We start from the raw sequence: 13,996 nt of genomic DNA, 5'->3' as shown, positions 1-13,996 counted from the left end.
TCAGGCGGCGACGAACTCGTTCCACTTGCGGACCATGTACTCGTTCTCGTCCATCACGGCGTTCCAGCAGGCGATGCCACCCATGCGCTGCTCGTAGCTGCCGCCGTCGCGCTTGGCGCCCTTCTTGGCCAGCAGGTCGCCGTTGGGGCTCTTGATGTCCTGGGTGGCTTCCTTGCCTTCCATCCAGTAGGCCCACTCGTACGGCTCCATCTTGGCCTTGGCGGTTTCCAGCACGGCGCTGTAGTAGCCCTGGCGGTTGAGGTAGGCGCCGGCCCAGCCGTCGAGGAACCAGTTGATGAACTCGTAGGCGCCGTCGAGCTTGCGGCCCGAGAGCGTGGTCGGCAGGCCGAAGCCGGCGGCCCAGGCGCGATAGCCCTCTTTCAGCGGCTGGAACACGCAGTCGATGCCCTTGGTGCGCACGGCGGTCACGGCCGGGCTCCACATGGACTGGATCACGACTTCGCCGGAGGCCATCAGGTTCACCGACTCGTTGAAGTCCTTCCACAGCGCGCGGAACTGGCCGGCCTTCTTGGCTTCGATCAGGGTCTTGATCGTCAGGTCGATCTCGGCCTTGGTCATGTTTCCCTTGTCGGCGTACTTGTGGATGCCCATGGCTTCCACCACCATGGCCGCGTCCATGATGCCGATGGACGGGATGTTCAGGATCGCGGTCTTGCCCTTGAACTCGGGGTTGAGCATCTCGGCCCAGGAGTTGATGGGTCGCTTGATCAGGTCGGGGCGGATGCCCAGTGTGTCGGCGTTGTAGGTGGTGGGGATCAGGCTCATGAACTGGGTCGGGCTCTTGGCGAAGACCTTGCTCTTCTCTCCCTCCAGGAAGATGACCTTCTTGGGCGCGGTGCCCTGGTCGCCCACGGCCTTGCCGGCCACGGTGCCGGTGGTGAACAGGCTGGTGATCTTGTCCGCGTTCTTGATCTTCTTGGTGTCAATGCCCTTGAGGTTGCCGGTGGGCACGATCTTCTTGAGCGAGAAGTACTCGGTGTCGATCAGGTCGAAGCTGTTGGGCGCGGTGACGGCGCGCTTGGTCACGTCGTCGGTGGTCACGGCCACGTACTGGATCTTGATGCCGGTGTCTTTCTCGAACTTCTCGGCGATGGCCTTGTCCTGGTTCACCGCGGTGCCCAGGTAGCGCAGGGTGATCTTTTCCTGGGCGATGGCCGGCGAGAGGCCGCTGGCCAGGATGCCGGCCAGGCCGGCGGTGCCTTGCAGCAGGCTGCGGCGCGACAGGCCGTCGTGCTGGATGTCGGTGGAATCGGGCATGGAGAACTCCTTGGTTGCAGGGGGAAGGACAGGGGAGGGAAAGCAGGCGGAATCAGGCGGCCAGGGCGTGGGCCTGCGCCGGGTTCCAGCTCAGGTCGGCGCGTTCGCCGGTGGTCCAGGGGCGGTCGACGAAGGTGGCTTCGGACAACATCACCGACACGCCGCGGTCGGCGCTGTCGCCGTCGAGCTGCAGGCCCAGCAGCACGTAGGTGCCCTGGTACTCCACGTCGCTCACGGTGGCGGTCCAGCCGGTGCTGCCGGCCTCGGCCAGGCGGATGTGGTCGTTGCGCACGGCCACCTTGCCGTTGACGGTCTGCAGCACGTTGTGGCCGCCCATGAAGCGCGCCACGAACTCGCTGGCCGGCCGGTTGTAGACGGCGTGGGGCGGGCCGGCCTGTTCGATGCGGCCCTGGTTCATCACCACCATGGTGTCGGCCAGCGCCATGGCCTCTTCCTGGCTGTGCGTGACGTGGACGAAGGTCAGGCCCAGTTCGCGCTGCCAGTGGCGCAGCTCGGCGCGCATCTGGATGCGCAGGAAGGGGTCGAGCGCCGACAGCGGCTCGTCTAGCAGCAGCACGCGCGGCTGGGTGATGAGGGCGCGCGCCAGCGCCACGCGCTGCTGCTGGCCACCCGAGAGTTCGCCCGGCTTGCGGTGCGCCAGGTGCCCCATGGCCACGCGCTGCAGGAGGTCTTGCGCGCGGGCGTGGCGCTCGGCCTTGCCGATGCCCTTCATCTTCAGGCTGAAGGCCACGTTGTCCAGCGCCGAGAGGTGCGGGAACAGCGCGAAGCTCTGGAACATCATGGCCGTGCCGCGCGCGGCGGCGGGCAGGTTGGTGATGTTGCGGTTCTCCAGCAGGATGTCGCCGCTGGTGGTGCTTTCGTGCCCGGCGATCATGCGCAAGGTCGTGCTCTTGCCGCAGCCCGAGGGCCCGAGCAGGCAGCAGTAGCTGTTGGCGGCGATGCGCAGGTTGATGGCGTCGACGGCCACGGTACCCGGACCGTACTGCTTGGTCAGGGCGATCAGTTCGACGGCGGCGGGGGCGGGGGTGACAGCGTCCATGCCGACCCTGTTGCACGAGCCGTGCCAGTTTTTTTGTATGCAATCCGCACAAGATTGCATACAAAACAGCACCGGCTTTGTGCGCAATGTGCTCGGTGGGGTGCGCCGCAGTCCGCGGCGGTGCGCATGCACCGGCACGGCGCGCACCGGGGTGGGCGGATAATCGAACCATGCGAGTGCACTTCACCAAAATGCAGGGCGCGGGCAACGACTTCGTCGTGCTCGACGAGACCCGTGGCCGCCTCGGTCTGAGCGCGGCCCAGTACCGTTTCCTGGCCGACCGCCACTTCGGCGTCGGCGCCGACCAGATCCTGTCGGTGCGCCCCGCGCCGTCGGACGGCGTGGACTTCGAATACGTGATCCACAACGCCGACGGCGGTGAGGTTGAACACTGTGGCAACGGTGCGCGCTGCTTTGTGCGCTACGTGCGCGACAAGGGACTCACGGATCTGAACCCGGTGCGCGTGAAGGTGAAACACGGCGAGATCAGCCTGGCCCTGAACGACGATGGCCGCGTCTCCGTGGACATGGGCGCGCCCATCTTCGACCTGGCGCGTGTGCCTTTTGACTCGGCGGGCCAGACGCCCACACCGATGGGCAACTTCGAGCGCTGGTCCCTGCCGCTGGCCGCTGGCGATGTGGCGCCGGTGGCCGTGCTCTCCATGGGCAACCCGCACGCCGTGCTGCTGGTGGACAACGTGGACACGGCGCCCGTGCCCACCTGGGGACCGCAGATCGAGCGCCATGCGCAATTCCCTGCGCGCGTGAACGCGGGTTTCCTGCAGGTGCTGGACCGCGCCCATGTGCGCCTGCGCGTGTACGAACGCGGCGTGGGCGAGACCCTGGCCTGCGGCACTGGCGCCTGCGCGGCGGTGGTGGCCGGCATCCGCCTGGGCCTGCTGGACGACAGCGTCGACGTCGAGACGCGCGGCGGCCGGCTCACCATCGCATGGGGCGACAATGCGGCCCATGACGCACCGGTCTTCATGACCGGACCGGCCACCTCGGTGTTCGAGGGCGAGATCGACGTCCCCGAGCTGGCCTGAACATCAGGATCGATACACTTCCATGACCGACCCGACCATTCCCCCGATCACCGAAGACGACATCGCCAACTACCTGGCCAACACGCCCGACTTCTTCGAGCGCCACGCGGGCGTGCTGGCGACGGTGCAGCTGAGCAGCCCGCACGGCCAGCGCGCGGTGAGCCTGCAGGAGCGCCAGGCCGAGATGCTGCGCGAGAAGATCAAGGGCCTGGAGCTGCGCTCGGCCGAGATGATCCGCCACGGCCAGGAAAACTCCGCCATCGCCGACCGTCTGCACCGCTGGACCCGCGAGCTGCTGATGACCCGCGACACGCAGGATCTGCCCCTGGTGGCGGCGCGCGAGATGGCGGCCCAGTTCAATGTGCCGCAGGTGGCGATCAAGCTGTGGGGCGTGGCGGACGACTTCTCCGGTCAGTCCTACGCCCAGGGCGCCAGCGACGACGTGCAGGCCTTTGCCTCGTCGCTGCCGCGGCCCTACTGTGGCGCCAACCCCGGTCTGGAAGCGGCCGGCTGGCTGGTCGATCCCGGTGCGGTGGCCTCGCTGGCCCTGATCCCGCTGCGCGCCGGCGAGGGCCAAGACGCGTTCGGCCTGCTGGTGCTGGGCTCGCCCGACCCGCAGCGCTTCGCCGCCGACATGGGCACCGAATTCCTGGAACGCATGGGCGACCTGACCAGCGCGGCCCTTTCGCGCCTGAGGCCCTGAACCTGGCAGAACCATGGACGGCGGTGCCGTGTCCATGAGCGGCGTCGACGATGCGGCGCTGGTCGAGGCCTACCTCGCCCATGTGCGCATCGACAAGCGGCTGGCGGCGCGAACCGTCGAGCTCTACACCGGCGACCTGGCCCGGCTGGCGCAGAACGCGCAGTCCGCGGGCGTCGGCCTGCGCCAGGTGCAGAGCGCGCACGTGCGCCGCTGGGTGGCGCAGATGCACAGCGCCGGTCGCAGCGCACGGGGCATCGCGCTCATCCTTTCGGGTTGGCGCGGTTTTTACGTCTGGCTGGGGCGCCAGGGTCTGGTGACCCAGAACCCGGTGCAGGACGTTCGCGCACCCAAGGCGGGCAAGCCCCTGCCCAAGGCCCTGGGTGTGGACGAGTCGGTGCAGCTGGCCGCGCACGTGGAAGAGGGCGACGACCCGGCGCTGGAGGCGCGCGACGCCTGCATCACCGAACTGCTCTACGGCTGCGGCCTGCGCATCGGCGAGCTGGTGGGGCTGGATGTCGCCGCCAGCGGTACGGCGCGCGGCTGGATCGACCTGCAGGCGGGCGAGGCCCATGTGCTGGGCAAGGGCTCCAAGCGTCGCAGCGTGCCGGTGGGCCGTGCGGCGCTGGAGTCGCTGCAGCACTGGCTGGCCGCGCGCCCTTCCATCGCTGGTGAAGACCCGGCGCTGTTCATCGGACGCCACGGCTCCCGCCTGACCCCACAACACATCCGGGTGCGGCTCAAGCGCCGATCGATGCTGGCCGGGCTCTCGACCCCAGTCCACCCGCACATGCTGCGCCACTCGTTTGCCAGCCATGTGCTGCAGAGCAGCGGCGACCTGCGCGCGGTGCAGGAGCTGCTGGGGCACGCCAGCATCGGCACCACGCAGGTGTACACCCGGCTGGACTTCCAGCATCTGGCCCGTGCCTACGACGCGGCCCACCCGCGCGCCAAGGGGCGCGGGCCGGCCAAATCCTGACGGTGGACCTGCAACCGACCGGGAATACCCGCTGACGAAACCCGTCGGGTCGAGTAAAAATTCTTATTGCAAATATCATTGCTTGCTTCTTTTAAATGCGCTTGTTGGCGCAACACCTCAGGAGACTTTCCCATGCCCCGACTGTTCCTGGCCTTCAAAGCCGCATTGCTGACCCTTTTCCTTGCGGTGTCGGCACCGTCGCTCGCGGCCGACGACGTCATCAAGACGGTCTATCACATGAGCGAAGGCATTCCCCAGGCCTCGCGCGCCATCAACAACATTCGCAACCACCTGGCGGCCGACCCCAAGGCCAAGATCGTGGTGGTCGCCCATGGTCTGGGCATCGACTTCCTGCTCGACGGCGCGACCAACCAGATGGAGCAGCCGTTCGCCGGTGCCATCGGCGAACTGGCGGCCAAGGGCGTGGAGTTCCGGGTCTGCAACAACACCCTGGTCTCGCGCAAGATCGACGCTTCCAAGGTGGCGATGGAAGCCAAGATCGTGCCTTCCGGCGTGGCCGAGGTGGCCCGGCTGCAGGCCCGCGAAGGCTTTGTCTACCTGCGCCCCTGACTTTGCGCGGGGCACAATCCCCGCATGAAGATCATCCGACTCAAGCCCGGCAAGGAGCGCTCGCTGCAGCGCCGCCATCCCTGGGTGTTCGACGGCGCGATTGCCAAGGGCGGCGCCGATGCCGGCGAAACCGTGCGCGTGGACAGCGCCGACGGCCAGTTCCTGGCCTGGGGCGCGTACTCGCCCAGTTCGAGGATCCGCGTGCGCGCCTGGAGCTTCGACGAGGCCCAGCGCATCGACGCGGCTTTTTTTTACGACACCTTGCGTCGCGCCATCGCCCTGCGCGAGCGCATGGGCATCGCCAGCAACGGCCTGCGCCTGGTGCACGGCGAGTCCGACGGCCTGCCGGGCCTGGTGGTGGACCGTTACGGCGACACCCTGGTGGCGCAGTTCGGCGCCGCCGGTGTCGAGCGCTGGAAGGGCGTGATCGCCGACGCGCTGGTCGAACTGACCGGCTGCCCGCGCCTGTACGAACGCTCCGACGCCAGTTCGCGCGCGCTCGAAGGCCTGCCCGAGGTGACCGGCTGGCTGCGCGGCGACGGCCCCACGGCCTTCGAGCTGCAGGAACACGGCTGGCGCCTGGGCCTGGACATCGCCCTGGGCCACAAGACCGGCTACTACCTGGATCAGCGCGACAGCCGGCTGGCGTTGCACGGGTACACGAAGCGCCTGAAGTTCGCCCAGGTGCTCAACTGCTTCAGCTACACCGGCGGCTTTTCGGTCGCGGCGCTGGCCGGCGGGGCCGGGCATGTGACCAGCATCGACTCGTCGGGGCCGGCGCTGGAGCAGGCGCGCGCCAACCTGGTGCTCAACGGCCTGGACCGGGCCCAGGCGACTTTCTTCGACGCCGACGTCAACGCCTCGCTGCGCCAGTTTGTGGCCGAGGGCCGGTTGTTCGACGCCATCGTGCTCGATCCGCCCAAGCTGGCGCCGACGGCGGCGCACGCCGAACGTGCCGCCCGCGCCTACAAGGACATCAACCGCCTGGCCTTCAAGCTGCTGCCACCCGGTGGCTTGCTGTTCACCTTCTCGTGCTCGGGTGGCATCGGCGTCGAGCTGTTCCACAAGATCGTGGCCTCGGCGGCCTGCGATGCGGGCGTGGACGGCGCCATCCTGCAGCGCCTGGGCGGTGCCTGCGACCACCCGATGACCACCGCGTTCCCCGAGGGCGAATACCTGAAGGGATTGGTCGTTATGAAAAAGCTCTGAACAGCCTGGTCACATCGCTGCACTACACTCCCGGCCTGCTTTTTGCATACGGAACCTGCCATGTCGCTCATCCCCGCCACCATCCTCACCGGCTTCCTCGGCTCGGGCAAGACCACGCTGCTCAAGCGCGTGCTCACGGAAGCCCACGGCCAGAAGATCGCCGTGGTCGAGAACGAGTTCGGCGAAGAAAACATCGACAACGAGATCCTGGTGGCCGACACGCAGGAAAACATCATCCAGATGAGCAACGGCTGCATCTGCTGCACCATCCGCGACGACCTGCGCGCCACCCTGGCCGACCTGGCACAGAAAAAACGCAAGGGCGAGCTGGACTTCGAGCGCGTGGTGATCGAGACCACCGGCCTGGCCGACCCGGGGCCCGTGGCGCAGACCTTCTTCATGGACGACGAGGTGGCCGAGCAGTACCTGCTCGATTCCATCCTGACCCTGGTGGACGCCAAACACGCCGCCGACCAGCTCAACGACCGCCAGGAAGCGCGCCGCCAGGTGGGCTTTGCCGACCAGATCTTCATCAGCAAGGCCGACCTGGTGTCCCAGGACGAGGTGGACGCGCTGATCCACCGCCTCAAGCACATGAATCCGCGCGCGCCCATGCGCCCGGTGCATTTCGGCGAGGTGGCGCTCAAGGAGGTGTTCGACCTGCGCGGCTTCAACCTGAATGCCAAGCTGGACATCGACCCGGACTTCCTGAGCGTGGACGACCACGATCATGGCCATGAGCACCACGACCATGACCACGAACACGGCGAGCACTGCAACCACCCCTCACACCAGCACGGGCACGCCCATGGCCGCCACCATCACCACGACGACGATGTGAAAAGTTTCGTCTACCGGGCCGACAAGCCGTTCGACCCTGCCAAGCTGGAGGACTTTCTGGGCGCCATCGTGCAGGTCTACGGCCCCAAGATGCTGCGCTACAAGGGCGTGCTGAACATGCAGGGCACCGACCGCAAGGTGATCTTCCAGGGCGTGCACCAGCTCATGGGCAGTGACCTGGGGCCGCTGTGGGCCGAAGGTGAGGCCCGCACCAGCAAGATGGTGTTCATCGGCATCGACCTGCCCAGGGATATCCTGGTCCAGGGTCTCGACCAGGCGCTGGTTTGAGCGGACGCTTGTGCCAACAAGGCGGGAACGGAGCCCCTGATGCTGTTTGTCTCGCTTCTCCAGAGCCTGGGTTTTCCCTCGGATCCCACGTCAGTGTCTTTGACGGCCGCGTCGTTACAATCGCCGCCCAAGTCGGCAGCCCGCAGCCTACCCGAGTCATCTGTCCGCCAGCAGAGGCAGGCAGGCGCTACCGACGTTCGCAAACGGGGTATAACCACAAACCAGCCGGCTTCGGCCGAGCAAAGCGATGCGGTCGGGGGCTCCACCCCGTCCAGCGCGCCACCCCGCCACCAGGCAGCGTCAGGCACTGAGAGGAGATCCTTTGTGAAAGCCCAGGCCACCCCCACCGCGAAGAATCGCAAACCCGCCGCGTCGGCCGGCAAGGGGCGATCCGCGTCTGCTGTGGCTCCGGCTTCCAAGGCGCCTGCCAGGGCCGCTGCGAAAACCACGGCGAAGCCGGCCAGTGCCAAGACGGCGGTCGGCAAGCCTGCGGCCAAGTTGGCCACCAAAACCGCTCTGCCTGCCGCCAAAAAGACGGCTGGACCCAAGGCGCTGACTGCCGCCAAGCCTGCGGCAGTTCCCAAGGTCGCAGCGAAGCCGGCCAGCAAACCGGCCCCGGTCAAGGTGCCGGCGCCACCGGTCAAGGCCGTGACCAAACAGAAGACGTCGGCCGTGCCACCCCCCGTGGCAGCTCCGGCGCCCATCATCATCGAACCGACGCCGCGTCCTCTGGGCAAGCGGGCCGCCAAGAAAGTGATGATGGAACAGATGACACAGGCTGCGGTCATTCCGACCCATGCTCCCAACGCCGCCAAGGCGACCTTCTCTTTATCGAACGAACGTGTGATGACTGCTCCCGCGCCCACCGCCATCCAGAAAGACCCGAAACGTGCCAACAACTGGAAGTCTCTGCCGGTCGAGAAACTGACCGACCAGGACGTCCAGTCCATGCCCGATTCGGAGTACATGAACGACGTGCAACTCGCTTTCTTCCGTCGAAAGTTGACGCAGCTGAAGGACGACATGCTGGCCAACGCCGGCGAAACCACCGAGCACCTGCGCGAAGACACCGTCGTGGTTCCCGACCCCGCGGACCGTGCGACGATCGAGGAAGAGCATGCTCTGGAGTTGCGCACCCGCGACCGGGAACGCAAGCTTCTCAAGAAGATCGAGCAGGCCATTGCCCGCATCGACTCGGGCGATTACGGGTACTGTGAAGAGACAGGTGAGCCGATTGGTGTTGGCCGCCTGATGGCGCGCCCGACGGCCAGCCTGTCGCTGGAGGCACAACAGCGGCGCGAGCTCAAGCAGAAGATGTTTGGTGACTGATTGCGGCCTTTTCTGCGGAACACTCTCATACCCTGATCCATGTCCAAGGACGATTCCAGCGGCGGCTTTCTGTCCAAGGTGGTGAAGTTCGTGCGTCATCCGACCACGAGCTGGGCGGATCTGGACACCCGCAACGCCGACCGGGAGAGCGAATACAACAAGGCGGCGCTCAAGGAGATGATCGAGCGCAAGCGGCGCAACGACTTCGTGCGCAAGCGCGAGTTCGACATGCTGCGCAAGATTCGCAGCCGTGAGGGCGCCGTGGACGGGGCCCAGGGTGTTCGGCCGTCTTTCTTCCAGAGCAGTCTTCCTTCCAAGCCCGATGACCGGGCGATGACGCTCAAGAAGATCGACGAGATCGAAGCCCAGATGTCCATGCAGTGGTGGAAGACCAAGGGGCCTGACTCGCTGGTGACCGGCGGGTCCAATTCCGGGACGCACTCTACCGGAGGTACGCCCCTTGAGCGCAAGGTGGAAAAACCGGTTTCCCCCAGGGAGGCGGAAGAGCAGAGGCGCCTCAGAGCCCAGTACAACGAAACCGAAGCGGCGACACTGAGCGACGGCGAACCCACCACCTCGCCACCCCAGCCGCTTTCGGTGCCCGCTGCGAAGACGCAGGCACCGGCACCCACCCCGGACAACGTGCCGGTGCTTCGCGAAGCGGTTCCTCCGCCCAAGTCGGGGCCAGATACTGGCCCGGCGCCGTCGACTGCGCGCACAGGCCTGATGGCGCCCACTTCGGGTACGGCGATCGCAGGCGCCGCTCGCGGCGGGTCGGGGTCGGGCTTCTCGGCCTCGCATTTCTACGCGCTGGACGTGCACGAAATTGCCCAGGACCCGGAGGTCGAGGAAGCCGCCATCCGCTTTGCCAATGGAGACGATGCAGGCGCCGAGCAGGGGCTCAAGGACACGATTGCAGAAGGCGGGCCGCGCGAGAACCAGCTGGACGACTGGCTGGCCCTGTTTGACCTGTACCGGGCGACCGGGCAGATGGCACCGTTTGAGAGCCGTGCCGTGGATTTTGTGAACCGCTTCGGCCGCTCGCCACCCCAGTGGTACGACATGCCCGAGCTGGTGTCGTCCATGACCGGCAAGGCCTTCAAGCCGTCCGTCACGCCGACCCGGGCGTCCTGGGCCTGTGATCCTGAGCTGGATGCCCATGCTGTGGGCACGCTGCAGAACGTGCTGCTCCGGGCGCCTCAGCCCTGGGTGCTGGAATGGACCGAGCTGGAGTCCATCGACGTGAAGGCGGCGCGCGCATTGCTGGGCATCTTCACGCTCTGGGGCGATCAGGAGGTCGAGATCTCCTTCATCGACGCACCTCGCCTGCGCGAGGTCCTCAAGCAACTCACGCCTTCGGGGCGCCGGGACGTCGAACAGCTCTGGTGGGAGTTGCGCATGGCCGTCTTGCGGGTGATGAACCGGCCCGACGAGTTTGAACTGACGGCGCTGGACTTCTGTGTCACCTACGAGGTGTCGCCGCCGGGATGGGAGCGCCCGCGCTGTCACTTCAAGGCCATGACCAACGGCGCCGTGGACCCCGATGAGGGCGCCTCTGTGCTGGGCGAGGTGGTGCGGGAGACCGTTTCTTCCGGCTACACGACGGAGTCGGGGGCCGAAGGCCCGTCGACGGAGTTCAATCATCTGGGGCTGGTGGAACTGTCTGGCGAGATCCGTGGTGATCCGCAGGCCACCCTGGAGGATCTGGAGCATCGGCTGCAAGGAGCCGATGTCATGATCATTTCGTGCCGCAACCTGATCCGTGTGGACTTCTCCGCGGCTGGCACGCTGCTGAACTGGGTGGCCGGGCACCATGCCTCCGGGCGACTTGTGCAGTTCGTGGATGTGCACCGACTGGTGTCGGCATTCTTCAATGTCATCGGCATCACCGAATACGCCAAGGTCGTCGTGAGGAACGATTAGGCCCGCCCCTGCCGCGCTGCGCGCGATCCCCTCAAGGGGATGGCACGGGCGGCCCCGGCGTAGCCGGTTCCGCGGTGCCTTGGAATGACTCCCTTCAATGCGCCGACGTGCTTGAGTTCGGCCCAGTTGCCTCCACTTTCTTTTGCTATGGACACTTTTCACGGAACCACCATCGTCTGCGTGCGCCGCGAGACGCCCGACGGTGTTCAGGTCGCCATCGGAGGCGACGGCCAGGTCACCCTGGGCAATGTCGTCGTCAAGGGCACCGCTCGCAAGGTGCGCAAGCTCTACCGCGACCAGGTGCTGGCGGGTTTTGCCGGTGCCACCGCCGATGCCTTCACCCTGTTCGAGCGTTTCGAGGCCAAGCTGGAAAAGCACCAGGGCCACCTGGTGCGCGCGGCCATTGACCTCACGCGCGACTGGCGCACCGACCGGGTGCTGCGCCGGCTCGAAGCCATGCTGGCAGTCGGTGACCGCAGTGCCGCGCTGATCATCACCGGCAACGGGGACGTGCTGGAGCCCGAACACGGGGTGGTTGCCATCGGCTCGGGCGGCGCCTACGCGCAGGCCGCGGCGCGGGCGCTGGTGCAGCACACGGCGCTCAGCGCCGAGGACGTGGTGCGGCAGTCGCTGGCCATCGCCGGCGAGATCTGCATCTACACCAACATGAACCACACGGTCGAGGTGCTTTGAACATGTCCTCCATGACGCCGCAGGAGATCGTTTCCGAACTCGACCGTTTCATCATCGGCCAGAACGGTGCCAAGCGCGCCGTCGCCATCGCGTTGCGCAACCGCTGGCGCCGCCAGCAGGTCGACGAAAAGCTGCGACCCGAAATCACTCCCAAGAACATCCTGATGATCGGACCCACCGGCGTGGGCAAGACCGAGATCGCGCGTCGCCTGGCGAAGCTGGCCGATGCGCCCTTCATCAAGGTCGAGGCCACCAAGTTCACCGAGGTGGGCTATGTGGGCAAGGATGTCGACAGCATCGTGCGCGACCTGGTCGAGATCGCGGTGAAGCAGACGCGCGAAACCGATATGCGCAAGCAGCGCATGCGCGCCGAGGACGCGGCCGAAGACCGCATTCTTGACGTGCTGCTGCCGCCGCCGCGTGGCCTGTCCGGTGAACCGCAGCCCAACCCCGACAGCACGGCTCGCCAGACCTTCCGCAAGAAGCTGCGCGAGGGGCAGCTGGACGACCGCGAGATCGAAATTGACCTCGCCGAGTCGGCGCCCGCCATGCAGGTCATGGGGCCGGCCGGCATGGAAGAAATGGCCGAGCAGCTGCGTGGCATGTTCAGTCAGATGGGACAGGAGCGGCGGCGCAAACGCAAGCTCAAGATCGCCGAGGCGATGAAGCTGCTGATCGACGAGGAGGCCGGCAAGCTGGTCAATGAGGAAGACGTGCGGACGCGTGCGCTGCACAACACCGAGCAGAACGGCATCGTCTTCATTGACGAGATCGACAAGGTGGCCTCGCGCAGCGAGTCGGGCGGCGCCGAGGTGTCCCGCCAGGGCGTGCAGCGCGATCTGCTGCCGCTGGTCGAAGGCACCACCGTCTCGACCAAGTACGGCATGGTCAAGACCGACCACATCCTGTTCATTGCCAGCGGGGCCTTTCACCTGGCCAAGCCCAGCGACCTGATTCCCGAGCTGCAGGGGCGCTTCCCGATCCGGGTCGAGCTGCAGTCGCTGTCGGTGGACGACTTCGAGGCCATCCTCACCAGCACCCATGCCAGCCTGGTCAAGCAGTACCAGGCCCTGCTGGCCACCGAGGGCGTGGCGCTGGAGTTCAAGCCCGATGGCATCCGCCAGCTCGCGCAGATTGCCTGCGACGTGAACGAGCGCACCGAGAACATCGGCGCGCGCCGCCTGGCGACGGTGATGGAGCACCTGCTGGACGAGGTCAGCTTCGGCGCCACCTCCCTGCAGAACAGCGCGGTGGTGATCGACGCCGCGTATGTGAACGGCCGGCTGGCCGAACTCAGCCGCAACGAGGATCTGTCCCGCTACATCCTCTAATGGCCGTTCCTGGCATGCAGTCCCGGCCGCCCTCAGGGTCGCCGGGATTTTTCATTGACCCTAGCGGGGCGATGCCCGCATCCCTAGCCGTCTGTCGCCCACCCTGTGTGTAACAGGGTTTTCAAGCATCACATTCACAGCGCGCTGTAAGTGCTTGCTTTTGCTGCGTATTTTGAAGTTGAAATTGCTTCAAAATGTGTTCTAAGTGATTGATTTCATTGGAAAAAAACTGCCCGCAGAAGCTTGCAGCCACTGCTTTTCCTGCTACAGTGGAAAAAAGTGCAATTAAGTGGTGAAAAGTGTTTTTAGCAGGGTGATTCCGGGTGTTCCAAGGCGCTTCCTCTCTCAGTCTCGATGCCAAAGGCCGGCTGTCCATGCCGACCCGGCACCGCGACGCCCTGAGCGCCCAGTCCGGTCAGCTGACCATCACCAAGCACCCTCATGGCTGTCTGATGGTATTCCCCCGCGACGAGTGGGAGAAGTTCCGGGCCCGCATCGCCTCGCTGCCGATGGATGCGCAGTGGTGGCGCCGCATTTTTCTGGGTAATGCGATGGATGTGGATATGGACGCCTCGGGCCGGATCCTTGTATCGCCCGAGCTGCGCGCCGCAGCCGGCATCAGCCGCGACGCCGTGTTGCTGGGCATGGGTTCCTACCTGGAACTCTGGGATGCGCAGTCCTACGCCGCCAAGGAGGCCGAGGAAATGCAGAAACCCATGCCCGATGTGCTCAAGGACTTCAGTTTCTGAG

14 protein-coding genes are annotated in these 13,996 nt (G+C 66.1%); 11 read left to right on the top strand and 3 right to left on the bottom strand.

Annotated elements, in window-relative coordinates; genetic code table 11:
• Nucleotides 1–1,278, bottom strand: coding sequence for a PotD/PotF family extracellular solute-binding protein (locus DD542_RS06785; protein ID WP_079364430.1), 1,278 nt, complete (start codon nt 1,276–1,278; stop codon nt 1–3).
• A 52-nt stretch (nt 1,279–1,330) separates the two neighbouring features.
• Entirely contained in the window at nt 1,331–2,338 is a 1,008-nt protein-coding gene (locus tag DD542_RS06780) for an ABC transporter ATP-binding protein (RefSeq protein WP_079364431.1), read from the bottom strand.
• 170 nt (nt 2,339–2,508) lie between these two features.
• Here DD542_RS06780 and dapF point away from each other — a divergent pair, with 170 nt between their 5' ends.
• From dapF to hslU, 10 genes are all read left to right on the top strand, one after another.
• On the top strand, nt 2,509–3,384 hold the full coding sequence (dapF, locus tag DD542_RS06775) for a diaminopimelate epimerase (RefSeq protein ID WP_127804627.1): 876 nt from the start codon (nt 2,509–2,511) through the stop codon (nt 3,382–3,384).
• Nucleotides 3,385–3,406: 22 nt separating this feature from the next.
• On the top strand, nt 3,407–4,087 hold the full coding sequence (locus tag DD542_RS06770) for a DUF484 family protein (protein WP_066153560.1): 681 nt from the start codon (nt 3,407–3,409) through the stop codon (nt 4,085–4,087).
• A gap of 34 nt (nt 4,088–4,121) precedes the next feature.
• Nucleotides 4,122–5,063, top strand: coding sequence for a tyrosine recombinase XerC (locus DD542_RS06765; RefSeq protein WP_241559702.1), 942 nt, complete (start codon nt 4,122–4,124; stop codon nt 5,061–5,063).
• Between the two features lie 132 nt (nt 5,064–5,195).
• A complete protein-coding gene (locus DD542_RS06760) occupies nt 5,196–5,633 on the top strand; it encodes a DsrE family protein (RefSeq protein ID WP_127804622.1) in 438 nt (145 codons plus the stop codon).
• Nucleotides 5,634–5,657: 24 nt separating this feature from the next.
• A complete protein-coding gene (locus DD542_RS06755) occupies nt 5,658–6,842 on the top strand; it encodes a class I SAM-dependent methyltransferase (protein ID WP_127804620.1) in 1,185 nt (394 codons plus the stop codon).
• Nucleotides 6,843–6,902: 60 nt separating this feature from the next.
• Nucleotides 6,903–7,970 carry a GTP-binding protein gene (locus tag DD542_RS06750; RefSeq protein WP_127804618.1) on the top strand — a complete coding sequence of 356 codons (1,068 nt, stop codon included), beginning with the start codon at nt 6,903–6,905 and terminating at the stop codon, nt 7,968–7,970.
• A gap of 324 nt (nt 7,971–8,294) precedes the next feature.
• Complete coding sequence (dksA, locus tag DD542_RS06745; protein WP_241559700.1) at nt 8,295–9,299, top strand: RNA polymerase-binding protein DksA; 1,005 nt, start codon at nt 8,295–8,297, stop codon at nt 9,297–9,299.
• Between the two features lie 39 nt (nt 9,300–9,338).
• Entirely contained in the window at nt 9,339–11,222 is a 1,884-nt protein-coding gene (locus tag DD542_RS06740; protein ID WP_127804616.1) for an STAS domain-containing protein, read from the top strand.
• Between the two features lie 147 nt (nt 11,223–11,369).
• The gene (gene hslV / locus DD542_RS06735) at nt 11,370–11,915 is read left to right on the top strand and encodes an ATP-dependent protease subunit HslV (RefSeq protein WP_066153541.1); all 546 of its coding nucleotides are present in this window, start codon (nt 11,370–11,372) and stop codon (nt 11,913–11,915) included.
• A gap of 2 nt (nt 11,916–11,917) precedes the next feature.
• The gene (gene hslU, locus DD542_RS06730; RefSeq protein ID WP_127804614.1) at nt 11,918–13,246 is read left to right on the top strand and encodes an ATP-dependent protease ATPase subunit HslU; all 1,329 of its coding nucleotides are present in this window, start codon (nt 11,918–11,920) and stop codon (nt 13,244–13,246) included.
• A gap of 121 nt (nt 13,247–13,367) precedes the next feature.
• Here the strand turns inward: hslU and DD542_RS23550 are convergent, their stop codons facing one another.
• Nucleotides 13,368–13,622, bottom strand: a complete 255-nt coding sequence (locus DD542_RS23550) for a hypothetical protein (RefSeq protein ID WP_164868307.1) — start codon at nt 13,620–13,622, stop codon at nt 13,368–13,370.
• On the opposite strand from DD542_RS23550, the gene mraZ reads away from it, so the two are divergent.
• Entirely contained in the window at nt 13,570–13,995 is a 426-nt protein-coding gene (gene mraZ, locus DD542_RS06725; RefSeq protein ID WP_066153535.1) for a division/cell wall cluster transcriptional repressor MraZ, read from the top strand. The genes DD542_RS23550 and mraZ overlap by 53 nt on opposite strands.
• Nucleotide 13,996 lies beyond the last annotated feature (1 nt).

This window comes from Hydrogenophaga sp. NH-16, from assembly GCF_004006415.1.
Lineage (GTDB): Bacteria > Pseudomonadota > Gammaproteobacteria > Burkholderiales > Burkholderiaceae_C > Hydrogenophaga > Hydrogenophaga pseudoflava.
The sequence above is the reverse complement of the archived record's forward strand: the minus strand, read 5'-3'. Positions and strand labels throughout refer to the sequence as shown.

Bases quoted from the DNA above. Each gene is read 5' to 3' on its own strand.
- DD542_RS06785 (WP_079364430.1), bottom strand. From the start codon at position 1,278: ATGCCCGATTCCACCGACATCCAGCACGACGGCCTGTCGCGCCGCAGC.
- DD542_RS06780 (WP_079364431.1), bottom strand. From the start codon at position 2,338: ATGGACGCTGTCACCCCCGCCCCCGCCGCCGTCGAACTGATCGCCCTG.
- dapF (WP_127804627.1), top strand. From the start codon at position 2,509: ATGCGAGTGCACTTCACCAAAATGCAGGGCGCGGGCAACGACTTCGTC.
- DD542_RS06770 (WP_066153560.1), top strand. From the start codon at position 3,407: ATGACCGACCCGACCATTCCCCCGATCACCGAAGACGACATCGCCAAC.
- DD542_RS06765 (WP_241559702.1), top strand. From the start codon at position 4,122: ATGAGCGGCGTCGACGATGCGGCGCTGGTCGAGGCCTACCTCGCCCAT.
- DD542_RS06760 (WP_127804622.1), top strand. From the start codon at position 5,196: ATGCCCCGACTGTTCCTGGCCTTCAAAGCCGCATTGCTGACCCTTTTC.
- DD542_RS06755 (WP_127804620.1), top strand. From the start codon at position 5,658: ATGAAGATCATCCGACTCAAGCCCGGCAAGGAGCGCTCGCTGCAGCGC.
- DD542_RS06750 (WP_127804618.1), top strand. From the start codon at position 6,903: ATGTCGCTCATCCCCGCCACCATCCTCACCGGCTTCCTCGGCTCGGGC.
- DD542_RS06740 (WP_127804616.1), top strand. From the start codon at position 9,339: ATGTCCAAGGACGATTCCAGCGGCGGCTTTCTGTCCAAGGTGGTGAAG.
- hslV (WP_066153541.1), top strand. From the start codon at position 11,370: ATGGACACTTTTCACGGAACCACCATCGTCTGCGTGCGCCGCGAGACG.
- hslU (WP_127804614.1), top strand. From the start codon at position 11,918: ATGTCCTCCATGACGCCGCAGGAGATCGTTTCCGAACTCGACCGTTTC.
- DD542_RS23550 (WP_164868307.1), bottom strand. From the start codon at position 13,622: ATGGACAGCCGGCCTTTGGCATCGAGACTGAGAGAGGAAGCGCCTTGG.